The organism is Paenibacillus sp. ov031 (assembly GCF_900143165.1).
Lineage (GTDB): Bacteria > Bacillota > Bacilli > Paenibacillales > Paenibacillaceae > Paenibacillus > Paenibacillus marchantiae.
Genome location: NZ_FRDO01000001.1, coordinates 2,090,889 through 2,115,788, shown reverse-complemented (window position 1 = coordinate 2,115,788; position 24,900 = coordinate 2,090,889). Strand labels below are relative to the sequence as shown.

The following is a 24,900-nucleotide window of genomic DNA, read 5'->3' as shown; positions in this document are numbered from 1 at the left end:
GGATGAAGACACTGGTTATTGCGGAAAAGCCCGACATGGGCCGAACCATTGCCGCCGTCATAGAACCAAGAGCCAAGAACAATCGCAATTATTTGGAAGGTGAGCATTACATTATCACCTGGGCGATTGGTCATCTATTGGGACTTGCTGAACCGGATGCCTATGATTCAAAGTACAAGCGCTGGAATATCGGCGACCTGCCGATCATTCCGGATCAGTTCAAGATTGTACCCAACCCCAGAACGAAAGATCAACTGAAAATGATCGGAGAACTTGCAAAAAGGGCATCGGCCATCGTTAATGCTTGTGATGCAGGGCGAGAGGGACAGTATATTTTTGCCTTAATTCAACAACAGTTGAAGCTGCGTCAGCCTGTCAAACGTCTGTGGATATCGGACTTGACCGCTGAGAGTATTAAACGTGGTTTTGACGGTTTGAAAGATGCCTCCGAATTTGAGAATTTGACCCATGCTGCCAGGGCTCGTAGTGAAGCGGATTGGCTGATTGGCATGAATGCATCCCGGGCTTTCACTACAAGACATAATGCCTTGCTCTCTGTAGGCCGGGTGCAGACTCCGGTACTGGCCTTGATCTATGATCGGGAAATCGAGATTGAAGCGTTCCAGTCCCAGACCTTTTATGAAGTAGCCGCTTGGTTTCGTCAGGAAGGAGTGGAGTACAGGGGATTACGTCAAGGAGACAAGCTGACCGACCCCGCCGTTGCTGAATCGATTGCGACCAGTGTGAAGGGGAAGACGGGACAAATTACCAAGTACGAAGCAAAACAGACCAAGGAGTACCCATACCGGTTGTATGACCTGACCCTTTTGCAGCGTGAAGCAAATGCCAAGTATGGATATGGAGCGAAGAAAACGTTGGATATTGCACAGGCGCTTTACGAGAAACATAAAGTGATCTCTTATCCACGGACCAATTCAAACTATGTTACGGAACAGAATATTGAAGGTATGCACAAAACGCTGAATCTGCTTAAAAATGGACCTTATAGTGAACTGGCGCAAGGAGCGAAACCTGAACTTGTTCATAAAGGTAACAAGGGTGTATGTAACCCATCCAGAGTTGAGGATCACCATGCAATTCTGCCTACATTAAAACGACCGGGTACGTTATCCAAGGATGAACAGAATATCTATGATCTGATCGTAAGACGTTTCTTATCTCATTTCTATCCGCCAGCAGAGTATAAGCAGCATACCGTGCTCACTGATGTTGAGAAGCACCAGTTCAAGACATCTGTGAAAGAACTGCTGTCACTGGGGTGGAAGGTGGTACTGGGAACTTCGGATCAGGAGCAGACAGGCAAGAAAAAGACAAAGAAAAACAGCAACGAAGAAGAGGAAGCAGAGGAATGGACGGACAAGGCCTTTGCCGTTCAACCTGAATTGCCTGTTCAATGTACCAAGAGTGAATTCAAGGAGAAGGCGACACAGCCTCCCAAGAGTTATACTGAGGGAACGTTGCTAAAAGCAATGGAGAGTGCAGGGAAACAGATCGAGAATGAAGAGCTCCGTGATGCTATGAAGGACAGTGGACTAGGTACACCTGCGACTCGTGCGGCAACGATCGAACGACTCAAAAACGTGGGTTACATTACGATGCAGGGTAAAAAGATGCAATTGACGTTGAAGGGTCGTACAGCCATCGAATTGATCCGTAAGGCAGGCGTAGATCTGTTAACCTCGCCTGAAATGACGGGCCAATGGGAAAGAAGATTGTACCAAATTTCCAAAGGTGAAGCGGGCCAGGATAAGTTTATGGAGAACGTCAAAAAATTTACGATGTCCATTATTGATAAAGTACGTGTGCAGGCACCCGCACCAGCGGATGCTTTTGGGGAAGACACACGTGGGGGACGGGGTAAAGGCAAAGGAGCCAAAACCCAGAGAACCAGCACTAGAACTACTTCTACCAAGACATCAGGTACTGGCTCAAGTACCATTGCAGGTTCGAAGCCTTCACGTCAAACGTCGGGAGCGTCATCCAGAAATGGCAGTGTTGCGAACTCAACGGCACAAACGCGAACTTCGACTTCCAGTCAACCGGGCGTTCGTGAAACGCTGGCATCCTGTCCTTCACCGGGTTGCACCGGTCAGATTATTGAAGGCAAGAAAGGTTATGGCTGTACAAGGTTCAAGGAAGGTTGCGGCTTTGTCATATGGAAAGAGTACGTCGGCAAGAAAATAACCAGTACGATGTTAAAAGCGTTGATTGAAAAGGGCAGTACTCAGGTACTGGCTTTTAAACGAAAAGACGGAAGTACGGTGAAGGCACGTATTATTTTGCAAGATAAGGTAACCGGCAAACTATCTGCGGAAAAGCAGGATGCATAAGTTTATTGGATGTAAAAGCAGAAAGAAGAACGTGAAGGCTGATATACCAGCGCCAAATCCTATTAGAATTAAATAAGAAAAGGACCCTTATCCAAGGGTCCTTTTTTGTTGCTGCTGTTGTATATTTTCATGGATGACCTTCGGTACCTCTTCCAGGGCGGTGATGGTATACATCGATGTCTCTGGATTAGGTTGAAGCTCCACCATGTTGTATTGCCATTCGTTCGGCTGTTTGATATATATGCTATGGATGCCGGCCGTCACTGCTGGCATGATGTCTGTGCGCAGTGAGTTTCCAATCATCCAAGTTGCACGACGTTCAAACGGTCCAGTTGAAAGAATGCCTTCGAGCGCTTCAATGTTCTTATGTTGCCGAATGTAGATCCGGTCATCGAAATAAGCCGAGAGCTTCATCTGGTCAATCTTCCGCTGCTGAATTACTGTTTCTCCACCTGTATACAGGTAGAGGGCATGTCCAGCTGATTTAAGATTCTCCAGCGTTTCGACCATATGAGGATAAGGTTCAACCTCTTGGTCATATACACTCATTCCCAATTTGGTGAGGTAAGACTCTTCTTGATGAGAGGTTGGCTTTGAGAACTTCTGGGAGAAATAACGGTAGGTATCAATAAGGGATTGCGGGAAATGGTGACTTGCAAATCCCAGTTTGTTGACCCCGGTTACATCAATCTCCAGCTGTTTCTCCCTAATTTGTTGAACCGTTAGGGCATGTCCATCAAACCACTCCTGCATGTTCTCGAAGAATTCACCAAGCACTAGGTTGAAATATTTATTGCAATACACGAGTGTATCATCTAGATCAAACAAAATATGTTGTTTTATTATTTTCATATCCAATTCACTCCTTGCAGCAGCAGCACAGTTGTTCATATTTTATATGCGAATATAAGATTCCAGGAACATATTCAATTCAGATACGCCATCAGGTCGAATACTGTATTTCTCCTTGCGATTACTGCCGAGCAGATGGGTTCGCAGCAGTCCGGCGATGCGCAGTGCCATAACCTGATCTTTAACCATATCCTCGTCTTTACCCAGCTCCTCACACATCTCAGCGAGTGACTTCGGTTCACCTGACACGTAGCGTAGAAGACGGAGTCTTTCCGGATCAGCCAGGGCATGTGTGAAACGAAGCAGACAGGTTGGTGGTTGGTCTTCATCCTCTTCGGGTGCGTCTACAGGATACTGCATGATCATCATGCCCTCATAGAAGCAGTACATATTAATGGGGCGGTTGTGGACGGTTGGAAACAGGATAACTTCATCCAGTCCAGGCATCGGTTCAACCAGAACACCCGCAGTAGCGTATTCAATAAGGAGTTCAGGCCCCATTTTTTCAAGCAGTACGCGTTTCTCTTCAGCGTCTTCCTCCAGCCAGGTACGATAATCCTCACTCATATTCTGGCAGTAATGCTGATCCCAGAGTCGCAAAAGTGGCACATAGCTATCCCGAATACGTGTAGATTCTTCTATTGTAAGATGGGGTAGCAGAACAGATACGCGTGCGAACAGCTCTTCGGCTGTTAGTCCAGCAAGCATATCCAGAAAATCAATATTCTCATTAGAAGTGTTCCGATAGGCCGCCCATGCAAATAATACATCAAAGTCATCAAAAGGCCAGGTGGCAGCAGGTGCGAGCGCTGCTCGAACATTGGAACTTAGTTTGCCTTCCACCTCAATGATCCATTCAGGGCCAACATCCAGATGTTGAATCCACTTCTTCGTTACATATACCAAAAAGCTGTTGAGCATTTCATATATCGGTGAAACATCGATTTTAACATGATAAGCCATATGATGCAGAATCCTCCCGTCACATCTAAATGTACGCAGCGACTTAAGTACTATTATGGCTTGTTTTGCAGGGCGTTGTCCACTATAATGTTCAAGTCCAGGGCAAAACGCCTGGCGTAACCATACATGATCAATAGAATAGTTATAACATGCGAAAGGTCGTCAGTGATGGCGATTTTTCTTTGTATGCTTGCAGGAGGAATGATTTTTGTGTCATCTATAACCACCCCCAAATTATCACATTCTACATCAAACTATCTCATTCTGATTACCGTTATTGTTGTGGCGGGGATCAGCCAGGGACTTTTATTGCCGGTGCTCTCCATTTTCTTGGAGCAAAAAGGAGTCTCGCCGGGTTTGAACGGATTGAATGCAGCCGCATTGTACGTTGGATCTTTTGCCATGACCTTGGTGGCGGAACGACTGCTGGGAGCTATTGGTTTCAAAAAGCTGATTATCGGCGGACTGTTATTTGTCATGATTCCCCTGATTCTATTTCCTTATTTTCCGGATATCAAAATTTGGTTTATTTTGCGTCTCGTCGTCGGAATCGGTGATAGTGCACTCCATTATTCTGCCCAGCTATGGGTACTACTGGTGACCGCACCCGAAAAACGCGGACGTTACATCTCTTTATATGGTATGTCTTATGGTTTAGGATTCAGTATTGGCCCATTGGGAATCAAGCTGCTCGGGTTTGGGGATGCCGTTCCATTCTGGGTATTATTCGTATGTATGGCTGCGGTACTTATGCTTGTATTAATGAAGCTTCCCGATACGAAGCCGGAAAAGGCCGAACATGGACAACTGCCTGAACGCCGTTTCCGACGCAGCTTGGCCTGGGCATGGTATGCGCTGTTGCCTGCGTTATTGTACGGGTACATGGAAGCCGGGATGAACAGCAATTTTCCGGTATACGGGCTGCGTATTGGTCTGGATGCCAATCAGATATCGTCCTTGCTGCCTTTTGTCGGAATAGGTGGTCTGTTTCTGCAATTACCTCTAGGTATGTTGAGTGATCGTTATGGTCGGAAGCAAACGTTAATGTTTGCTGGTATTACAGGAGGTATCATCTTCATGCTGGTTCCTGTGGCCGGCACACATTTCTGGTGGACACTTGTGCTGTTGACCATAGCAGGAGGTCTGGTAGGTTCATTTTTCTCGCTTGGCCTGGCCTATGCCGCAGATATTTTGCCAAAAGTGCTGCTGCCTGCAGCGAACGTAGTGGCCTCATTTCATTTTACAATTGGAAGCATCATTGGACCGAATCTGGGTGGGCAAGTGATTAACTGGATTTCACCAGGAAGCATGTTTATTTTGCTTGGATTCATGTATCTTCTTTTTGGTGCAGCAGGTGTATTATTTCGTCGTAAACCTATGCTCGAATCTGTGGTAAAATAGAAGCTGGTGTTCGCATGGAAATTGATGTCCATTTCCGAGTACACTAGTAGTAGGGAAAAACATGGACAAGAGGAGACATCGCGATGATCAGAGTTGAGGGTTTAAGCAAATCCGTTGGAGCGGACCGGGTTCCGGTTCTGCGGGATATACGATTCGATATGCAACAGGGAGAAATGATTGGTGTAGTGGGCTCAAGTGGCAGCGGAAAAAGCATGCTGCTTAAATGTCTTGCTATGATGGAAAAATGGGACAGTGGTCGATTTACGGTGGACGGCGCCGAGATTATAAAAGAAGGTTGGTCTGGAAAACGGAAAATTAAACGGGAATGGGCATACTTGGAACAGAATCCGCAATTGTATCCGAGACGTACAGCTTTGAAAAATGTATTGATCGGTCGTTCTGGTCAAACTCCTCTATGGAGAATGGTAACAGGTATGGTTCGTTCCGATGATTATATGGGTGCGATGGATTATCTGGAAGGGCTCGGATTGCTGGATAAAGCACACCAGACGGCAGAGAAACTCAGCGGTGGCGAGAAGCAGCGTGTTGCGATTGCCCGAGCGCTGGCGCATGGCGCCAAAGTTGTTTTGGCGGATGAACCTGTCATCGGACTTGATCCTCATACCGCAGATACGGTGCTGGAAACACTGCGCAAATTGTGCGAAGAGGAACGGGCTACCGTAATTGCAGTATTGCCGATTGAGATGGCAGAGAAACATGCGACCCGCATCTGGGGTCTTGCGGAAGGCAAGATTGCTTTTGATATACGTGGACGTCGGTTGACACAGCAAGAAAAAAATATGATTTAAACTATTGAAAAGAGTGATGAATTTGCTTAATTCACGGTGGGGGCGCCTGTTAGCGGGGGGAGCAGCTATGATTGTACTCGGCTCCGTTCTTAGCGGATGCACTGTCCTGAGTGATCCCAAGCTTTTAATGAAACAACCCATGATGTCGATGGACAAGGAGAGGCTTCTCACAATTGTACAGAAAGAACAGCCTCCTGAAAGCCAATTAATTCGTCCCAAAGACTTGAACAATACAAGCATGATACGGGTGGCAGATTTAGATGGGGATGGAACCCGAGAGGCTATTGTTTTCTACGAAACTCCGAGTGAAAATGTGCGGATTCATGGCATGCTTCTCGAAGAGCAGGGTGATACCTGGGTGAAAAAACTTACTTTTGATGTTCCGGGAAATACTTTGCAATCGTTTAAACTGCTGGACATCACGAATGATGGCAATCCTGATATTGTTCTTGGAGTGAGCCTTGAAGCACAGAAAGCTTTAATGGCATATTCCTACAAAGGAGGAGCTCTTGAACAGGTGATGGGCGGAGTACCGTATAATGAGTTGATTATTGATGATTTACAAGGAAATCCTTTGGATCTTAACGGGGACAAAAAAAATGATTTTGCTATCGTTTCCCTCAACACCAGCGGATTTGCCTCCATTGCCCTATATCAATATGATGATGGCAGTTTCAAGGAAGTGGACCGTATACAGACGGACTATACAGTAAAAGAATTTTATAATGCACTTGGTGGTCAAATTGCCAAAGATAAAGTGGGCTTCGTATTGGATGCCGAATTGGACGACCGAAGTACTTTTACACAGATTGTTTATGTAAAAGACAACAAATTGGTGTATGCATTCAATTCCCCTGATCAAACCTATAGAGATGACAAAATTTTAAGCGGTGATTTTAATAATGATGGTATTATTGAATTTGGATTGAAAGAGACACCCAGAGGCTGGGAACATTACGTATTTGATGCTCGAATGTGGTTCTATACTTTCTATCAATGGAATGGTAAGGATGGCAAAGATTTTGTATCCTTCCAGTATCGTGATGATGCGAATGCATTCCATCTTAACCTGAAAACGGATTGGTACGGAAAAGTTACAATAGATACCAAATCGGAAAAGGGAAAATATATTCGTTTCAAAATGATTGATACGGATGAAACGGTGGGTGAAATTAAATATTTCACACTTACGCAATGGGAACAGGACAAAGGTAAAGGGTGGAAAGAAATTACCAAATCGAATGATCGAGTGATTGCTTATCGTGGCGCGCAATCTGCGAATAACGATGGTGGATTACTGGACAATATGTCGCATCTGAACAGAAAGGAAGAACTTAATGAGTAAAGTACTTATTCTTGAGGATGAAGAATCCATCCGCAGTTTTATTGTTATTAATTTGAAGAGAAACGGGTTCGAAGTGCTCGAAGCGGGAGACGGACATGAAGCGCTTCGTATTCTGCAATCCGTACCAGATATTGACTTGGCTTTGCTGGATGTTATGGTTCCCGGAATTGACGGGTTTGAAGTGTGTCGACGAATTCGTGAAACGAATGAACGTCTGGGTATTATTTTCCTGACAGCCAAAGTGCAGGAGCAGGACAAGGTATATGCGCTATCCGTTGGAGCAGACGATCATGTAAGTAAGCCGTTTAGTCCAACCGAGCTGATTGCACGTATACAATCTTTGTTGCGCCGGGTCAATGTTCACCGGGAGACGGCTGCAAAGGTAACGTTCCAATCAGGGCCGTTCTCGCTAGATCTGATCTCCAAACAATTTAAGAAACAAAATGAATTAATTGAGTTAACACCAACCGAATTTTCCTTGATTCAATTTTTCTTGGAAAAAGAAAACACACCGCTTAGTCGAGATGTGCTGCTGGATCACGTGTGGGGCAAAGAGTATATGGGTGATCCCAAAATCGTCGACGTAAACATTCGCCGCTTGCGCCAGAAAATTGAGAACAATCCTTCCGAACCTGAATACCTGCAGACTGTATGGGGTCACGGGTACAAATGGAAGGGCCGGGATCAATGATCAAAAAAGGCATTACACGGCAGATCGTACTACATTATTTCATTGTAGTTTTTCTGGCTCTGCTGTTGGTGGAATTCGTATTTTTGATTGCAGTACAAAGGTATTATTACGAGAGTATTTATAATACGATTAATCAGCAGATTACATCAACGAACGATTTTAAAGAAACGTTATCTCGTACGGATGAGGCTAATAATTTATCGTATTTGCTCGCTAATTTACAATTGGGTAGTACCGAGCTGCAAATCCTTGATATGGATGGCCGAGTCTTGGCTAGTTCAACTGCTTTTGAGTCCGAGCATGCCGTTCTTCAAACGAGCGATATATCACAGGCCATGAACGGAAGCATTGGCCGTTGGGTGGGAAGACAACCCCTTACGGGTGAGCAAGTCATGGCGGTATCCCACAAGTTAGATTTGGGTGGCGAAAATACTTATATTGTGAGGTACCTCACCTCGTTGGATATGGTTAATTCCAAGCTTCTGGTTATGGGGCTGCTTGCGGTTGCTGTAGGTGTGGCTGTACTAGTCATTGTTTTAATTATCAGTATCGGAATGGCGAATTCAATTGTGCGACCGCTCAATAACATTACAGCTGTTTCAGCTCAAATGGCCAGGGGACGTCTGGATGTCAGAGTTAAAGGGAATTACAAGCACGAGCTTGGTGAACTGGCATCTACATTGAATTTCATGGCACATGAGATTGTACGCAGTAACCAGATTAAAGACGATTTTATTTCATCTATTTCGCATGAATTGCGGACACCTCTGACCAGTATCAAAGGCTGGAGCGAAACCTTGGATTCTGGCGGATACGATCCCGATGAGACGAGAATTGGAATGAGTATTATCTCCAAAGAAACCGAGCGATTGATCGGTCTTGTTGAAGAAATGCTCGATTTCTCCAAATTGCAGCAAAATCAGATGAAGCTTGTAAAAGGCTCGGTCAGCATTCGAGAAATTGTTCAGGAAACGATGTTGAACGTTTGGGCCAAAGCGGAGCAAAAGCAAGTACATCTCAAGCTGGACACGGATGAGACGCGTGCGTTTAACGTATTTGGAGACGGCAATAGGCTGAAACAAGTTTTTCTTAATCTGGTTGACAACGCGATTAAATTTTCTCATGAAAATTCGTGGATTTTCCTTTCTGTTAAAGAAGAGAAGGGGCAGATCATAGCTGCTGTTCAGGATACCGGTATCGGAATTAGTGAAGAACATCTCATCAAAGTACGTGACCGGTTCTTCCAAGTGAATCACCAAAACGGGGGAACAGGGCTGGGTCTAGCCATTACGCAGGAACTTGTAGAACTGCATGAAGGCACGATCACGATTCAAAGTGAGCTTGGTTCGGGAACCACGGTTACCGTTTCTTTGCCAGCATTGCCTGAGGAAGAGGTTGTAACAGGTGAAGTTCCTAAGCATAACAGTGACTCTGAAGAACTGCAGGAGACACAAGCCAAGGAGTCAAACACCGATAAGGAAGAAACATAATCTCTAATTGCAAAGTTAAGGCAACGTATATTGTATTTTTTGAAATAACGTTTGGATTTAATGCACCAAAAAGGCGAGCCATATATGGCTCGCCTTTTCTTTAGCTTATGAAGAAAGTTCACCAGCGCGCAGACGCCCGCTTTTTTCGTAAACATCTTTCAGCATGCGTACAGGTTGTGTGCGCACAGCCGGTTTGGCGGAGACAATCTCATTTGGTCCGACAACCACGATTTCATCCGCCGTACCTTTGACAATGGCACCGTCTTTAATAATGGCACCTTCGCCAATGATGGCGCGTTCGATGTGAACACCGCGACCTACCCGTGCATTTGGCATAATCACGCTGTCTTTAACTTCAGAACCTTTACCAACTTCGGCTCCGCAGAAAATAACAGAACGTTCAGCCCGGCCATCAATGGAGCAGGATTCATGGATCATGGAGTGCAGGAGCTCAGCACGTGTATTACGTGCTTTGTATGCACTTGGTTTAGTTCTCCAGTCACGAGTAAACATCGGCCAGTCTTCTTTTTGCAGGCTCCAGTCTTCATCGTTATGAAGCAGATCCATGTGCGCATCCCATAAACTCTTCACGGTACCCACGTCTTTCCAATAACCATTGAAGTTATATACGAAGAGAGGGGTATTCTCATTCAACATTTGAGGAATCACATCTTTACCGAAGTCATGGCTGGATTCCGGATTAGCGGCATCTTCGAGCAAGTGGCGCTTCAGGTATTCCCATTTGAACATGTAAATGCCCATGGAAGCCAAATTACTTTTCGGTTCGGCCGGTTTCTCGGCAAACTCGGTAACTCTCAAATTCTCATCCGCTGCCATGATGCCGAAGCGATGGGCTTCCTCCCACGGAACCTCCATAACGGAGATCGTCGCTACCGCTTCATTCGCTGTATGAGCTTCCAGCATTTCACGATAATTCATATGATAGATATGGTCACCCGACAAAATTAGAACATTTTCGGGGTTTTGTTGGTCAATATAGTCAATATTTTTATAAATAGCATCCGCGGTTCCCAAGTATTCGTCATTTCCTGTATGATAAGATGGAAGTAAGGAAATTCCTGCCTCACTTGAAGTACCATGTCCCCAAGGTTCTCCTCCACCAATGTGATCATGTAATGAATCAGCTTGATACTGCGTCAGAACACCTACAGTGTCGATGCCTGAGTTTACGCAGTTGCTGAGAGGAAAATCGATAATCCGGTAGTGCCCGCCAAACGGTACAGCGGGTTTTGCGATACTTGAGGTTAAAGGGGCTAATCGCTTCCCTTCTCCTCCCGCCAACAGCATAGCGATGCAATCTTTATTAAACATAATCGTTTCCCTCCCAAGATATTTGTCCAGTGTAGTACATACATAAACGCAATGCGGAGCTATTGAAACGATGTATACTGTAAAATTCCTGAAAAATTACAACATTTTTTTACACACCGCATTTTTCTTTTCAACTTGGCTAGAATGGGGTAATGGTTATTGTTATATCTATTTTCTGGAGAAGAAGGTGATCTCTTGGCCATTCAACCGTTAACAAACCCGGAAATTTCGCCGGAGCACATTTATTTGTTTCATGAAGGAAACCTTCATCACAGTTATCGAATAATGGGCGCACAGCCTGCGATCGAAGATCATCGTCAGGGGTATCGTTTTACCGTGTGGGCTCCGAATGCCACAGAAGTAGGCCTGGCTTTAGACCGTAATGGATGGAAAGGTGAACAGGAACCTTTATATAAGATACCCGATTCTGGATTTTGGAGTCGTTTTATTCCGGAAATCAGTGAAGGAACATTATACAAATTCCGTATATTAACGGAAGAGGGTACCGAATTGCTTAAAGCTGACCCTTATGCTTTCCAGGCTGAAGTTCGTCCGCGTACGGCATCGGTCACCAGCTCCATCGAAGGTTACAAATGGAATGATGGCGCGTGGAGACGCAAACAACGAGGCGTTTATAACAAACCTCTACATATTTATGAAATGCATGCTGGAACCTGGAAACGGAAAGAGGACGGCACACTCTACAGTTATCGTGAACTTGCGGACTTGCTTGTTCCTTATTTATTGGAAATGAAATATACCCATGTTGAGATGATGCCACTAAGTGAACATCCTTACGACCTATCGTGGGGGTATCAAAACACAGGATTTTTTGCGCCAACCAGCCGTTACGGGCAGCCTAAAGATCTGATGTATCTAGTTGATACTCTACATCAGGCAGGAATAGGCGTTTTGCTCGATTGGGTCCCCGCACATTTTGCGAAGGATGCTCATGGCTTGCGTTTGTTTGATGGAACGCCCTTGTATGAATATGCAGATCCACTGTTAGCAGAGAGACCAGGCTGGGGCACACTCAGCTTTGACTACTCTAAACCTGAAATTCGTTCGTTTTTGATCTCTAATGCGTTGTATTGGATGGAGATGTTCCATTTCGACGGACTTCGGGTCGATGCGGTAACCAGTATGCTTAAGTTGGATTTCGAAAAGCAGCCAGGACAATACCGAACGAATAACGAAGGTGGCCTGGAAAACAAGGAAGCTGTTGCTTTTTTGCAGCAGTTGAATGAAACGGTCTTCAAGTACTTTCCCTATGCTCTGATGATGGCAGAAGAATCCAGTGCATGGCCGATGGTTACTTCGCCAGTAGATCAGGGTGGATTAGGGTTCAACTACAAATGGAACATGGGTTGGATGAACGATACGCTTGATTACATGAAATCGGATTTTCACGAACGTCCTTCCAAACATCATTTGCTGACATTCCCAGTCGTATACTCCTTTGCTGAAAATTACGTGCTTCCTCTGTCTCATGACGAGGTCGTTCATGGCAAAAAGTCGCTCCTAGACAAGATGCCAGGAACATACGAGCAGAAGTTTGCCGGCATGCGTGCCTTCATGGGGTACTTTATGACATTCCCAGGCAAGAAACTGCTGTTTATGGGTGGAGAATTCGGCCAGTTTATCGAATGGAAAGATGAAGATCAACTGGACTGGTTTTTGCTGAACTATGACAGTCACCGTAAACTCCACAAGTTTGAACGGGATCTGTCCGAGCTATACTTGGGCGAAAAAGCTTTGTGGGAGCTTGATCATTCCTTTGACGGTTATGAATGGATCACTCCGGATGATCAGGACCAAAGTGTCATTTCATTTGTGCGCAAAGGAAAAAAATCTGCGGATACACTCCTTGTGCTCATTAACTTTCAGCCAGTCAAGCGGGAGCGTTACCGGATTGGTGTCATGCGTCCCGGTATGTATACCGAAGTACTGAACAGTGATCATTCCGATTACGGCGGATCAGGCATTATCAATGATATGCAGCTTACTACAGAAAAGATTCCTTTTCATGGGCAATCACATAGTCTGGAAGTTGTTTTGCCACCGCTAAGTGTAGTTATTTTAAAAAAGAACACACGTCGGAAAACGGATGCACTGCCCCTTGAAGTTCAATCCGTCAGAGCAAAAGCCAGTACCACTAAAACCAGTAAAACAAAAGAAAGCACTACAGTTAAACCCAAAAGGAGGACGAAGGCATGAATATTCTATTTGCTGCTGCTGAAGTACATCCATTTATCAAAACAGGAGGCCTTGCTGACGTCATCGGCGCATTACCACAAGCACTAAAGAAGAGTGGGGCAGATGTTCGTGTCATTTTACCCAAATACAAGGGCATCCCGGATGAGTATAAAGAGGCGATGGAGCCAGTGATCACGACAGATGTTCCTCTTGGTTGGCGCAGACCTTATTGTGGAATAGAGATGCTGGTTCATGACGGGATTCCTGTCTACTTTGTAGACAATGAATACTATTTTGGACGGGATGGCGTGTATGGGTATATGGATGACGGGGAGCGTTTTGCCTTCTTCAATCGTGCTGTTCTCGAGGTGTTGCCACAAATTGAATTCAAGCCGGATGTGCTGCACAGTCACGATTGGCACGCGGGTATGATTCCTTTACTGCTGGAGGCTCACTTTGCTCATGATCCCTTTTATAGTGAGATGAAAACCGTTTTTACGATACATAACTTGTTATATCAAGGTGTGTTTCCACATGATTTATTCAGTGATTTGCTTGAGCTGGATGATCGGTATTTTACGGTGGACGGGGCAGAATATTATGGCAATGTCAATTTCCTTAAGGCTGGAATCGTTTTTGCGGATCATGTAACGACCGTCAGCCCTACTTACGCCAAGGAAGTACAAACCTCCTATTATGGCTATGGTCTGGATGGATTGCTCAGTTCATTGGGCGATCGTTTCAGTGGGATTGTCAACGGTATTGATACCAAGAGTTACAACCCGGCAGCGGACAATAAAATTGCGGTTAAATACAGAACCAGCCTGTCCAAGAAAATCGAGAACAAGATCGAGCTGCAAAAGGAATTAGGATTGCCTGTACGTCCGGATGCTCCACTTATGGTGATGGTTACAAGGCTTGTGGATTCCAAAGGTTTGGATCTGGTATGTCGTGTATTGGATGAATTGTTGTACTATGACGACATTCAATTCGCAGTATTGGGTACCGGGGATCCGGCTTATGAGCACTGGTTCCGTGAGGCAGCGAATCGTTATCCGCTGAAAATGTCTGCTCAGATCACCTTCAATGATGGGTTATCCCGCCGTTTTTATGCCGGAAGTGATCTGTTCTTGATGCCATCAAGGTTCGAGCCATGTGGCATTAGCCAGTTGCTTGCACTCCGTTATGGCAGTGTACCACTTGTCCGGGAAACAGGGGGTCTGAACGATACGGTGCAGGCATACAATGAATTCAGCGGTGAGGGGAATGGATTCTCTTTCACCAGCTTTAACGCCCATGATATGATGAACACTATTCGCCGTGCTGAAGAATTTTACCGTCAGCCAGAGCACTGGAAAAAGATCGTGAAAAATGCAATGAGCGGAGACTACAGCTGGAACGTCTCAGCTGAAGAGTATATGGATATTTATCGCCGCATAACGCTTGAATCTGTGAAATAGATTTGCACAAATGAGCCGCAGTATATTCGTACTGCGGCTTTTTTGTACGATCATAAGGAGGAGGCGAATTTAAAATGAACAACTACATTAATTTTACCTCTACTTACAATCCTAATTTGCAGGCTTTAAGCAGTACCGACGGGTATAATGCCGTTAAAATGAATGAAATGTTTGGCCAGATCATGGGGAATATCGCCGCTGTGCAATCCACGCTGACGGGCAGCCTTATTGATGTGAGGAGTTTTGCTCCGGGAGATGGAAGCGATCAGACAGCCCAGATCAAAGCTTTTTTTGACTCGGCACAGGATGGTGATGTTTTATTATTTACGCCAGGGCACTATAAAGTTGTTAAGGTGGGCTGGTTCTATACGTTTAGTGGAAGATCTGTCATCATCAAGGCGTTGCCAGGAGCAATATTGGAGGTTTCGGATCAGGGAATCCGAATTGAAGGAAGCAATCATGTAGAGATTAGTGGCGTGACTTTGGTTCGTACGACTCAAGCAGCTTGGAGTAAAAACAAGACAGGTTTATACATCGAGAATTCAAGCAATGTATTGTTGCAAAATAACGATATTAGTAAATTTACCGATGGCATTGGAGTCAATGGTTCCAGCAGTCAAGACAATCCCGCCCGAAAATGTCGTGATAAGAAACAATAAACTTCATCACTTGGGAGAAGAACCGATTGCAGTTCGGAGTCATTTGGTTTTTGTGGTGATTCGTGAGAATGACTGTTACCGATATCTTGGGGATGGCATTCTGGTCAAGGGAACATGGCATGTTTCGATCACCGATAACTTTCTGCACACTCCTGTATTATCCAGTGATCCAGATTATGCTGCTTTTTCAGGCGGACAACAAGTGAGTAATATGCCTTCAGTCGGCGGCGGGATTACCTGTAACAATGAGGGAGGCGAGACTGGAGCCAAAAATCTGCATATACATGGAAACAGCCTGAATGGAACAGCATTTGGCGTGGGGCTTATCGGTTTCCAAGGAGCCTTTGTAACCTCCAATGTCTTTAAGGATATCAAAATCACTTCTGTCATTTCGGTATCTTTCTTTCCCTCCCGATACAATCCCAACGGTCTGAGCAACCATTTGTTTGTAATCCAGGGCAACCTGATCGACACCATTTTAAGACCAAGTGCTACTGCTGCCATTGAAGCTAAAACCAGTACAGGTGCAGAAGGCATGGACATCGGAATTATATCTGACAACATCATCATTCCAAGAGGAAAACACTGGGGAATTGTCGCGGATGGTCATATTATCGTAAAAGGTAATTACATTGCCCAAGCGGGCATAGCCATGGATATTGCCAATGGAGTGATTGCATCAAGCAACATCATTGAGTCTGGCTTTGAGACGACCAATCCTGACCGAATGGTCAGTTTGCATAATGATTGTACCTTTTCTTATAATTCAGTTGCAGGAAAAGGTACATGTATACAATTACGTGGCTCGAACAATATCATAACTGGAAATCGTTTAAAATATGAGGGGACATGGTGGGCAGTGCATCTGGATATTGTTAATAATACGGTGGAGGGAAACATCATAAGAGATAACATGCTGATGGTTGCGGCAAGTGCGACGGGACGTTATCTCTTTGGCGCAAGTCCCTTTACAAATGGGAAAAACGTAGTGGTTGATCTGGTTAAAGATAATAATGGAACGTTATATCAATTAGTAAATGAAATTGTCATGCTTGGTCCGAATTCTACACGATGGAGAATAACTATAGATGCAAAAGGAGATTTAAAAACGACGAAGTTATAGCTTTAGTTCAGTTTTTCGTTAGAAAACTCCTGAAGAATCCAATGATTATTAAAGAGTTATTCAATATTTCAGGAGTTTTCTGGAAATTAGTTAACTCGGTTCCAATTGTCTATACAAAATACGGTATCCGTAAGGATCAAGTTTAATATTCATCATTCCATTGGTGGGAACAACAGCATCTTCGGTTAGTGCATCCTTCCAGTCCTTGGTTTCCATCGGATGTGACAGGGTACGTTCTTGCGGAGTATTGTTCATCCACACTGTGAAGTGAAGAGTGTCATCCATACGTTCATAAATGATGCATGGATCATTGTGATCCGCCTTCAAAAAACGGAAGCGACCTTTACGCAGAGCTTCATTACTTTTCCGCAAATCAATCATCAGGCGGTAGAAGTCATAAAGCTCCTGATCTTGCTTGGCAGGATCCCATTGCATGCATTTACGGCAATCCGGGTCACTCTCTCCGCGTATACCAACCTCATCCCCATAGAATATACAGGGTGTACCAATATAAGTGAAAAGAAACACAACCGACAATTTTAATCTGCGTTTGTCTTCTCCAGCCCGAGTAAGCAGACGTGGGGTATCATGACTGCACAGCATGTTGAAGATGACTTCATTCGTCTGTTGCGGGTAACGCATAATGAGTGATCCCATCTCGTTAGCGAAGTTATAACCATCCATCGAACCACAGAAGAACTCGAGCACCTTGTCAGCAAAAGGGTAGTTCATCACGGAATCAAATTGATCTCCCATGAGCCAGGTCAGGGAATCACTCCATACTTCGCCTACAATATAGGCTTCTGGATTGGCGGTTTTGACCACTTTGCGGAAATCGCGCCAAAAATGGTTATCCACTTCATTCGCAACATCGAGTCGCCAACCGTCGAGTTTGATCTCCTTGATCCAATATTCAGCCACATCAAGCAAATAGTCTTTTACTTCGGGATTGGCCGTGTTGAACTTCGGCATATTGCCATAAAACCCAAAGGTATCGTAGGTTGGGATACCATCCTTAATCTGCACCGGATATTCATTGATATGAAACCAGTCTGCATATTTGGAGTTTTTTCCATTCTTCAGGACATCCTGAAAAGGAGGGAAGTCTTCGCTGCAATGGTTAAAAACCGCGTCAAGCATGACACGGATTCCACGGCGATGACATTGTTCTGCTACTTTTTTAAGCATTTCATTGTCCCCGAAATGAGGATCTACTTTTTTATAATCAACGGTATCGTATTTATGGTAGGAGTTTGCTTGGAACAGCGGGGTAAAGTAAATGGCATTAACACCGAGTTTAGTCAGATCGTCCAGGTGATTGAGCACACCTTGCAGGTCTCCGCCAAAGTAGTTATCCAGTTCAGGTCGGCCACCCCATTCCTGGGTTCCTTCAGGGTTCAGGTCGGGATTCCCATTAGCAAACCTTTCGGTCATGATTTGGTAGAACACGGCTTCTTTGGCCCATTCGGGAACCTTAAATACATCGATTTCATGAATGTAGGAAAATTCATAATATCCTCCTGTAGGGTAAGGGGGAGCATAATGGATTCCGTTATCAGCCAGATATATATTTTCGGTACCGGCGGTGATACGGAAGATGTAAGTCAGACGCTTGAATTTGGGCTTAACTGCCGTTTCCCAATAATCAAACATACTGTCAGAAGCCGCTTTCTCCAATTGAATTTCCTTATAGGTTCCATTCCAATCGTATTTATCACCAGTCAGTGCAGTCACATATTGTACATCGTCTCTCTTCGTTCGTACACGCAGGTGAATCGTCGAGGGATTATAAGCATAAGCCCATTTATCGCGGGGAACGTGGTACATCGCTTCGAGCAGCATGACAACACCTCCTGAACTTAAGATAAAGTTATAGCTATAAATAACCAAGTTAGACAGCATGTGAACCATAAGTACAGCCGCTAAATGTAAAAATTTCAACATTTTTCAACGTTTTCTTTTCACAGCATTTCCAGCTTGTGTCCGTATATACGTATTTATGATAACAAAAAGGGCGCTCCTTAAGACCCCAAATGCAGGTCCTGCAGAACACCCTACTGTTAAGACGCAGCATTTTGCGAAAAACTTAGCGACTTGCTTGCTTAAACTCTGTTTGAATGGTTTGCAGCAATTCAGGCTGTGTAAGAACATCATAAGCAGTTGCAGCAAGTGCCTTGGCTCCAAGGATCATACCATCCAGGGCCCGTTCCTGAAGCGCCAGATCACGGAATTCAATGGAATGAAGCGTATGAACTTCGTCCACAACACGGATATAAGGATGGATCGCAGGACAACGCAAGGATACGTTACCAATATCCATAGAACCATGGTCGTTCCCACTCACGATCTCCTCTTGAGAAATGCCGAGTTCAAGCAGATTAGTACTAAAAGCAGCAGATAATGATTCATTCGTGACCATCTCATCATAGGAAGTCTCATAATTAGATGTAACAAGCCGGCATCCGGTTTGCAGAGCAGAACCTTCCGCGATCTGAATTACGCGTTGAGTGAGAATATTCAACTCTTTTCTCGTCGAGGCACGTACATAGAATTGGGCTGAAGCATAGTCAGGAATAATATTGGCTGCCTGTCCTCCGCTATTGATAACACCGTGAATACGAACCGTGCTTTTCACTTGTTGTCGGAACGCATTAATGCCATTAAATGTCTGGATCACCGCATCTAGGGCATTAATGCCTTCATGTGGACTTGCAGCAGCATGTGAAGATTTCCCATGGAATTCAAATTGTACGGCATCAATAGCCAAGGAGCTTCCAGATTTCTCATAGGCGTAGTAAGGGTGAGCCATTAGCGCGACATCACAGTCATCAAATAAACCTGCTTCAGCCATAGGAACTTTAGCGCCACGCGTTTCTTCCGCTGGTGTACCGAATACTTTTAATGTTCCGCCCACTTCATCCAGTATGGACTTCAGACCTACCGCAGCTCCGAGGCTCATCATGCAGATTAGATGGTGTCCACAAGCATGACCGATTTCCGGAAGTGCGTCGTATTCACATAACAGGGCAATAGTCGGACCTGGTTTGGATGCAGCATACGTACCGATGAATGCGGTATCTAAGCCAAGAACAGGAGCTTCTACGGAAAAACCGTGGTAGGCAAGTTCTTCTTTTAACCGAGCAGAGGCGAGGTATTCTTCGTTACCAAGTTCCGGATTGGCACCAATGTATGATGAAATCTCTTTAAAACGGGAAGCATATTGATCAATTACAGTTAAAATTTGTGTTTTGGTATGTGTCATGGTGGACTCCTTAAGCAAAAATGAAAATAATTCAATAATTATATCATAGTTGCGGTTATTTTTCAGAAACTAGTCAGGATTTGTAATGTCGAAATTCATTGCATAATCATGCATTCTACTTTATAATGACTCAGGCATCAACAACAGAAAGCATACAAAGTATTATAAGGGGAGAACAGGGTTGAAATTGATTAGTCGTTACACCATGATGCTGCTAGCTCTTGTGGTCTTGCTTACTACGGTTGCACCTGTTGCGTTGGCAACGGGAACTACAAGCAATTCAGGCAGTAAAAAGCTGGTGCTCGGTACAAGTGCCGATTTTGCACCATATGAATTCCATAAAGTGATTGATGGTAAAGACCAAATTGTCGGATTTGATATTTCGATTGCTAAAGAAATTGCTGCCGATCTTGGCGCAGAACTTGTAATAGAGGATATGGGTTTTGACGGACTTCTTCCTGCGTTGCAGAGTGGTCGTGTGGATATGGTCATCTCGGGAATGACGCCAACAGATGATCGTAGACAAAGCATTGACTTCTCCGATACCTATTATAAATCAAAGCAAGTCATTATGATTCGTAATGCGGATAAAGATAAATATCCAACCATGGCGGAGTTGGAAAATGAAAAGATTGGAGTTCAAAAAGGCTCCATTCAGGAAACGATTGGCCAGGGAATCCCAGGCGCAAAACTGACAGCACTTGATAAAATATCTGATATCGTGCTGCAATTGCAGACCAATCGTGTAAATGCTGCGATCGTTGAAGATACGGTGGCTGCCGGTTATCTGGATGATGTGATTGGATTAGCACCGGCTATTCCGGATGAAGAGCAGGCCGAAGCGGCAATCGGGATTCGTAAGGGCAATACGGAATTGCTGAATGCAGTGAACGGAACGCTCGAACGTCTGAAAAGCGAAAATAAAATCGATCAGTTGGTTACCGAGGCAAGCCAGTTGATGGCAGACAAGGTGAAAAAAGATCAAAACATTTTTCAAGTGTTCTGGGAATACAAAAGCTTTTATGCAACAGGCGTAGGTTACACCCTCTTACTGTCTGCACTCGGTGTAATATTCGGGGTAATTATCGGTTTGATCATCTGTCTGTTACGTCTGCATGACGTTTCAATTCTGCGTTGGATCGGAACAGCTTACGTTGAAGTTATTCGTGGTACACCAATGCTGGTTCAGTTGATGATTATCTATTACGGTCTTGCTCTAACGTTGGGGATTAATTTCACGCCGCTTCAGGCGGGGATTATCACACTATCCATTAATAGTGGTGCCTATCTTGCCGAGATTTTCCGCGCTGGTATACAGGGTGTGGATCGAGGCCAGTTGGAAGCAGCTCGTTCCCTGGGAATGGGTAGAGGTGCGGCAATGCGCTTCATCGTGCTTCCACAAGCGTTCAAAGCGGTGTTGCCGGCGATCGGTAATGAGTTCGTGACCATTATCAAGGAATCTTCCATCATCTCGGTTATTGGTATGGTGGACATTATGTACCAGGCAAGTGTAGTTAAAAACATTACGTACCAAGGAATGAATCCATTCCTGATTGCAGCGGCCATTTACTTTGTGCTGACGTTCATTTTGTCCAAGCTGCTGGGTCGACTGGAAAGGAAGTTGAGTGCAAGTGATAGACGTTAGACAATTACACAAATCATATGGAAATAACGATGTGCTCAAGGGCATTAACGTAACAATTGGTAAAGGCGAGGTTGTCGTGGTCATCGGTCCGTCCGGATCGGGGAAAAGTACCTTTTTGCGCTGTCTTAACTTATTGGAGCAGCCTACTTCCGGTGAGATTGACTTTGAGGGAGTTTCGATTACTGACCCTAAACACAACATTAATGCAACTCGTGAAAAAATGGGGATGGTATTCCAGCATTTCAATCTGTTCCCGCACAAAACGGTGCAGCAGAACATTACGATTGCTCCCATTAAAGTGAAAAAACAATCTGCACAGGAAGCGGAACAAATCTGCGCAGATTTGCTGAAGACGGTTGGCCTGTCTGACAAAAAAGACGCTTATCCTAATCAGCTGTCCGGAGGACAGAAACAACGGATAGCTATTGCAAGAGCGCTTGCGATGCAGCCGCATGTCATGCTGTTTGACGAGCCTACTTCAGCACTGGACCCTGAAATGGTCGGTGAAGTACTGGATGTCATGAAGCGGCTTGCAGAGGGCGGCATGACCATGGTTATTGTAACGCATGAGATGGGCTTCGCACGCGAAGTAGGGGACCGCATCCTGTTTATGGATGGTGGGGTTATTGTAGAAGAAGGAACACCTGCTGAAGTGTTTGGTGAGCCTAAGCATGCACGTACACGTGACTTCCTTGCTAAAGTGCTCTAATACATCCAAGTCATCATTAGGATGAATTGGATGAAAATGCAAAATATATACTGTGGATGAGAATTCTTATTCCCTCATAGATCCCTGTCGGCGACCTGTCGGCAGGGATTGTTTTGTTGCGTGTGAATACGCACGGAATTACATAAAAAGTAACGTTTCTGTCATCAACGATATAAGCTCAAATAGACATATTTTTGAAAAAGTCGCTTGAATTCAGCAAAAATATTGAAGTGAATTAGCCAGATGGTAACATTTACTACGACTCTTGGTTACAAAGTTGTGATATATTTGTTCCTGCCGAAACTTCCGGAGTTGGGAGTGTGGGGGATGTAACGATGCAGAGTGTGCTTGGGGAAGAATCATTTGCACACGGCTTGGGGTGAATTAGGGCTACATAAATTATTAATGTAATTGAACCTATAGGGTGGTTTCCTCCATCCGAATCCGACAACTAACTTCGCAGGCATAATGAGGGAGGAAGACCATGATTAACAAGAAACGTATAGCCAAAACAGCAACAGCTTTGCTGACAGCAGCAATGCTCATTCAGGCCGTTCCGGCTCATGCTGATTCAGTTCATGTGGCCAAAGAGGGGGATACCTTCTACACCTTATCCAAACAATATGGAGTTGGACTTAACGCTCTTATTAAAGCTAACAATGACATTTCAGCTTACAACATTTATGGTGGTTTGAAAATTACGATCCCTGGTAAAACAACGAACACAGCTTCTGCTGCAGCAGCTAAAACGGAGGCCAAAACGGTAACTGCCGCAAGCCTTGACGTTAATGCAGATAGTAAAGTTGTACAAGCCTGGGGTAAAACGTTTGATTACAGCAAAGCTGTCGACGTCAAAGCAACAGCATACTCCGCAGACGCTTCCGAAAATGGAGGATGGGGTGCCGTGGATTACTTCGGTAATCCGCTTGAATTGGGTACCATTGCAGTAGACCCAAGTATCATTCCATTGGGTACAAAGGTACTGGTGACAGGTCATACACATCCAGGACTGCCAAAACAGGCATTTGTAGCAACGGCTCGTGATGTGGGTAGTGCCATTAAAGGTCACAAGATCGATATCTTTATTCCTGGCAGCAAGCAATCCGTGAGCACATTTGGTATTCAGGATGTTGAACTTTACATTTTGAAATAAAATCAAAGCGTAGCTGCACATCATCATATGTGACTCCAACTAAATCTAAATTAAACAATAAAGGGTGTTCTTCCATCACAATAATGTGAATGAAGGACACCCTTTTGAATATCCGACTGCCGTAATCTAAACCTATTTACCCTTTGGCAGTTCCAGCATTTCGTCCAAAGTCACCAGCTCGTACCCGCGGTTTCGCAATTCCTCGATAACTTCAGGCAACGCCTCGATGGTACCACTCAGCTTCGATCCGACACCGCCTCCTGCATGTTGCAGAACAATGGAACCTGGTTTAACGGCCGACAGGATGTTTTGTTTGACTTCCTCTTTGGAGAGGCCCTTCCAGTCCAGGGAATCGACATTCCAGTTCACAATGCTGTAATGTTGTTTGGCTGCCCATTGCAGCTGTTGCTCATTAATGTCGCCATAAGGTGGACGAATCATTTTGGGCGTGTACCCCGCCAGATTCCGAATAATATCCCCGGTATGTAAGATTTGTTTGCGAAATGCATTCATGGACAGCTTACTGAACTCCGGGTGATTGTAGCTGTGATTGCCAACAATATGCCCTTCCTTTACCATGCGTTTCACTAAATCCGGATGTTTCTCAGCGCGATGTCCCACAATGAAAAACGTAGCCCGCACCTTGTATTTTTTTAGAATATCCAACACCTGCGGGGTGAACCGTGGATCAGGTACGTCATCAAAAGTCAGTGCGACCTTTTTTGTCGAGGGGCCATTGGTTTTGAACGTATCCGCATATTTCTGTCTGAGCTGTCCCAGAGTCAACTGTTCTTCTTCGGAAGAATCAGACTTCGAAGCAGGTTCGGTTTGCGGGCTTGAAGAAGCCCATAACTGAGCAGGAGCGTAACTTCCTCCCAGAAGAATGACCATGATGGATAACATTATGAGGCGTATACGCATGTTAGTGCCTCCTTTTCCCAAATTGCGTTCTCTTTGGTATGCCCGGGGCCATCCGTATTTATGCATAATGTGAGATGTTTCATTGCTGATTTATTAAATCGGAGCCATAATTCCACCATATATAAATAGAAAAGGACAGGTGGATCAGGATGAGTACATACGACTTAAATTCCGTTCGTTTACAGGTGATTGAGGCAGGGGAAGACAAGGTGTTTATGGTAACTGGAGGCAGATCACATATTGGAGCAGTAGCGACATTTTATCCAGACCGTGAGCGGGTAAGCGGGGCTACGATGCATATTCCGGGGCATAAAGAGCAAGAGCTGTGTGAAAGGCTCGCACGTAAGGCTGCCCTACATTTAAAAGTAACCGTGACCGTGATTATGGGGATTCACTTTGATGCAATTACGCGCATGCAGATTGATGAGATTGTGCAGACTGCAGAGAAGCTGCTTGATGAAGAGCTGTGCCAAACTAGTCAACTGATTCAATAGTTCGATGTACGCTAAGTAGGCTAAAATCGTTTTTTATGATTTTT

Annotated in this window: 20 protein-coding genes and 1 riboswitch; of the genes, 14 read left to right on the top strand and 6 right to left on the bottom strand. The window is 44.7% G+C overall.

Annotated elements, in window-relative coordinates:
* Positions 1-2 precede the first annotated feature (2 nt).
* Positions 3-2,351, top strand: a complete 2,349-nt coding sequence (locus BUA17_RS08950; RefSeq protein WP_063562826.1) for a type IA DNA topoisomerase — start codon at positions 3-5, stop codon at positions 2,349-2,351.
* A gap of 87 nt (positions 2,352-2,438) precedes the next feature.
* Here the strand turns inward: BUA17_RS08950 and BUA17_RS08945 are convergent, their stop codons facing one another.
* Positions 2,439-3,203: an HAD family hydrolase gene (locus BUA17_RS08945; RefSeq protein WP_072733280.1), complete on the bottom strand. Its 765-nt coding sequence runs from the start codon at positions 3,201-3,203 to the stop codon at positions 2,439-2,441.
* A gap of 42 nt (positions 3,204-3,245) precedes the next feature.
* Positions 3,246-4,166: an ArsR/SmtB family transcription factor gene (locus BUA17_RS08940; protein ID WP_063562824.1), complete on the bottom strand. Its 921-nt coding sequence runs from the start codon at positions 4,164-4,166 to the stop codon at positions 3,246-3,248.
* A 210-nt stretch (positions 4,167-4,376) separates the two neighbouring features.
* Between BUA17_RS08940 and BUA17_RS08935 the strand changes: the two genes are divergently transcribed.
* From BUA17_RS08935 to BUA17_RS08915, 5 genes are all read left to right on the top strand, one after another.
* Entirely contained in the window at positions 4,377-5,567 is a 1,191-nt protein-coding gene (locus BUA17_RS08935) for an MFS transporter (protein WP_240321271.1), read from the top strand.
* A gap of 83 nt (positions 5,568-5,650) precedes the next feature.
* On the top strand, positions 5,651-6,376 hold the full coding sequence (locus tag BUA17_RS08930) for a phosphonate ABC transporter ATP-binding protein (RefSeq protein WP_024634002.1): 726 nt from the start codon (positions 5,651-5,653) through the stop codon (positions 6,374-6,376).
* A 67-nt stretch (positions 6,377-6,443) separates the two neighbouring features.
* Positions 6,444-7,721 (top strand): hypothetical protein, encoded by a 1,278-nt coding sequence (locus tag BUA17_RS08925; RefSeq protein ID WP_064637175.1) that lies wholly within the window; start codon positions 6,444-6,446, stop codon positions 7,719-7,721.
* Positions 7,714-8,412, top strand: a complete 699-nt coding sequence (locus BUA17_RS08920; RefSeq protein WP_063562821.1) for a response regulator transcription factor — start codon at positions 7,714-7,716, stop codon at positions 8,410-8,412. The genes BUA17_RS08925 and BUA17_RS08920 overlap by 8 nt, the downstream gene beginning before the upstream one ends.
* Positions 8,409-9,902 (top strand): sensor histidine kinase, encoded by a 1,494-nt coding sequence (locus BUA17_RS08915; protein ID WP_064637177.1) that lies wholly within the window; start codon positions 8,409-8,411, stop codon positions 9,900-9,902. The genes BUA17_RS08920 and BUA17_RS08915 overlap by 4 nt, the downstream gene beginning before the upstream one ends.
* 105 nt (positions 9,903-10,007) lie before the next feature.
* Here the strand turns inward: BUA17_RS08915 and BUA17_RS08910 are convergent, their stop codons facing one another.
* Positions 10,008-11,234, bottom strand: a complete 1,227-nt coding sequence (locus tag BUA17_RS08910) for a glucose-1-phosphate adenylyltransferase (RefSeq protein ID WP_063562819.1) — start codon at positions 11,232-11,234, stop codon at positions 10,008-10,010.
* Positions 11,235-11,429: 195 nt separating this feature from the next.
* On the opposite strand from BUA17_RS08910, the gene glgB reads away from it, so the two are divergent.
* From glgB to BUA17_RS08890, 4 genes are all read left to right on the top strand, one after another.
* Complete coding sequence (gene glgB / locus BUA17_RS08905) at positions 11,430-13,451, top strand: 1,4-alpha-glucan branching protein GlgB (protein ID WP_072733536.1); 2,022 nt, start codon at positions 11,430-11,432, stop codon at positions 13,449-13,451.
* The gene (glgA, locus tag BUA17_RS08900) at positions 13,448-14,890 is read left to right on the top strand and encodes a glycogen synthase GlgA (RefSeq protein ID WP_072733279.1); all 1,443 of its coding nucleotides are present in this window, start codon (positions 13,448-13,450) and stop codon (positions 14,888-14,890) included. The genes glgB and glgA overlap by 4 nt, the downstream gene beginning before the upstream one ends.
* A gap of 74 nt (positions 14,891-14,964) precedes the next feature.
* Entirely contained in the window at positions 14,965-15,549 is a 585-nt protein-coding gene (locus BUA17_RS08895) for a right-handed parallel beta-helix repeat-containing protein (RefSeq protein ID WP_072733278.1), read from the top strand.
* Positions 15,494-16,672: a hypothetical protein gene (locus BUA17_RS08890; RefSeq protein WP_211754040.1), complete on the top strand. Its 1,179-nt coding sequence runs from the start codon at positions 15,494-15,496 to the stop codon at positions 16,670-16,672. Before BUA17_RS08895 ends, BUA17_RS08890 begins: the two co-directional genes overlap by 56 nt.
* Before the next feature lie 90 nt (positions 16,673-16,762).
* Here BUA17_RS08890 and BUA17_RS08885 read toward each other — a convergent pair whose 3' ends face one another.
* Both BUA17_RS08885 and BUA17_RS08880 read right to left on the bottom strand, forming a co-directional pair.
* A complete protein-coding gene (locus BUA17_RS08885) occupies positions 16,763-18,514 on the bottom strand; it encodes an alpha-glycosidase (protein ID WP_063562815.1) in 1,752 nt (583 codons plus the stop codon).
* A gap of 244 nt (positions 18,515-18,758) precedes the next feature.
* On the bottom strand, positions 18,759-19,934 hold the full coding sequence (locus tag BUA17_RS08880) for a M20 family metallopeptidase (protein ID WP_063562814.1): 1,176 nt from the start codon (positions 19,932-19,934) through the stop codon (positions 18,759-18,761).
* A gap of 181 nt (positions 19,935-20,115) precedes the next feature.
* On the opposite strand from BUA17_RS08880, the gene BUA17_RS08875 reads away from it, so the two are divergent.
* From BUA17_RS08875 to BUA17_RS08865, 3 genes are all read left to right on the top strand, one after another.
* Positions 20,116-21,579 carry an ABC transporter substrate-binding protein/permease gene (locus BUA17_RS08875; protein ID WP_083584624.1) on the top strand — a complete coding sequence of 488 codons (1,464 nt, stop codon included), beginning with the start codon at positions 20,116-20,118 and terminating at the stop codon, positions 21,577-21,579.
* Positions 21,566-22,288, top strand: coding sequence for an amino acid ABC transporter ATP-binding protein (locus tag BUA17_RS08870; RefSeq protein ID WP_072733276.1), 723 nt, complete (start codon positions 21,566-21,568; stop codon positions 22,286-22,288). Before BUA17_RS08875 ends, BUA17_RS08870 begins: the two co-directional genes overlap by 14 nt.
* A gap of 285 nt (positions 22,289-22,573) precedes the next feature.
* A riboswitch (cyclic di-AMP (ydaO/yuaA leader) is annotated at positions 22,574-22,770 on the top strand.
* Positions 22,771-22,772: 2 nt separating this feature from the next.
* Positions 22,773-23,441, top strand: a complete 669-nt coding sequence (locus tag BUA17_RS08865; protein ID WP_063562812.1) for a 3D domain-containing protein — start codon at positions 22,773-22,775, stop codon at positions 23,439-23,441.
* A gap of 132 nt (positions 23,442-23,573) precedes the next feature.
* Here BUA17_RS08865 and BUA17_RS08860 read toward each other — a convergent pair whose 3' ends face one another.
* Positions 23,574-24,362, bottom strand: a complete 789-nt coding sequence (locus BUA17_RS08860; protein ID WP_072733275.1) for a polysaccharide deacetylase family protein — start codon at positions 24,360-24,362, stop codon at positions 23,574-23,576.
* 149 nt (positions 24,363-24,511) lie between these two features.
* Between BUA17_RS08860 and BUA17_RS08855 the strand changes: the two genes are divergently transcribed.
* Positions 24,512-24,856, top strand: coding sequence for a prenylated flavin chaperone LpdD (locus BUA17_RS08855; protein WP_072733274.1), 345 nt, complete (start codon positions 24,512-24,514; stop codon positions 24,854-24,856).
* The last annotated feature ends 44 nt before the right edge of the window (positions 24,857-24,900 follow it).

Coding starts and splice junctions, on each gene's coding strand:
- BUA17_RS08950 (WP_063562826.1), top strand. CDS start 3: ATGAAGACACTGGTTATTGCGGAAAAGCCCGACATGGGCCGAACCATT.
- BUA17_RS08945 (WP_072733280.1), bottom strand. CDS start 3,203: ATGAAAATAATAAAACAACATATTTTGTTTGATCTAGATGATACACTC.
- BUA17_RS08940 (WP_063562824.1), bottom strand. CDS start 4,166: ATGGCTTATCATGTTAAAATCGATGTTTCACCGATATATGAAATGCTC.
- BUA17_RS08930 (WP_024634002.1), top strand. CDS start 5,651: ATGATCAGAGTTGAGGGTTTAAGCAAATCCGTTGGAGCGGACCGGGTT.
- BUA17_RS08925 (WP_064637175.1), top strand. CDS start 6,444: ATGATTGTACTCGGCTCCGTTCTTAGCGGATGCACTGTCCTGAGTGAT.
- BUA17_RS08920 (WP_063562821.1), top strand. CDS start 7,714: ATGAGTAAAGTACTTATTCTTGAGGATGAAGAATCCATCCGCAGTTTT.
- BUA17_RS08915 (WP_064637177.1), top strand. CDS start 8,409: ATGATCAAAAAAGGCATTACACGGCAGATCGTACTACATTATTTCATT.
- BUA17_RS08910 (WP_063562819.1), bottom strand. CDS start 11,234: ATGTTTAATAAAGATTGCATCGCTATGCTGTTGGCGGGAGGAGAAGGG.
- glgA (WP_072733279.1), top strand. CDS start 13,448: ATGAATATTCTATTTGCTGCTGCTGAAGTACATCCATTTATCAAAACA.
- BUA17_RS08895 (WP_072733278.1), top strand. CDS start 14,965: ATGAACAACTACATTAATTTTACCTCTACTTACAATCCTAATTTGCAG.
- BUA17_RS08890 (WP_211754040.1), top strand. CDS start 15,494: ATGGTTCCAGCAGTCAAGACAATCCCGCCCGAAAATGTCGTGATAAGA.
- BUA17_RS08885 (WP_063562815.1), bottom strand. CDS start 18,514: ATGCTGCTCGAAGCGATGTACCACGTTCCCCGCGATAAATGGGCTTAT.
- BUA17_RS08880 (WP_063562814.1), bottom strand. CDS start 19,934: ATGACACATACCAAAACACAAATTTTAACTGTAATTGATCAATATGCT.
- BUA17_RS08865 (WP_063562812.1), top strand. CDS start 22,773: ATGATTAACAAGAAACGTATAGCCAAAACAGCAACAGCTTTGCTGACA.
- BUA17_RS08860 (WP_072733275.1), bottom strand. CDS start 24,362: ATGCGTATACGCCTCATAATGTTATCCATCATGGTCATTCTTCTGGGA.
- BUA17_RS08855 (WP_072733274.1), top strand. CDS start 24,512: ATGAGTACATACGACTTAAATTCCGTTCGTTTACAGGTGATTGAGGCA.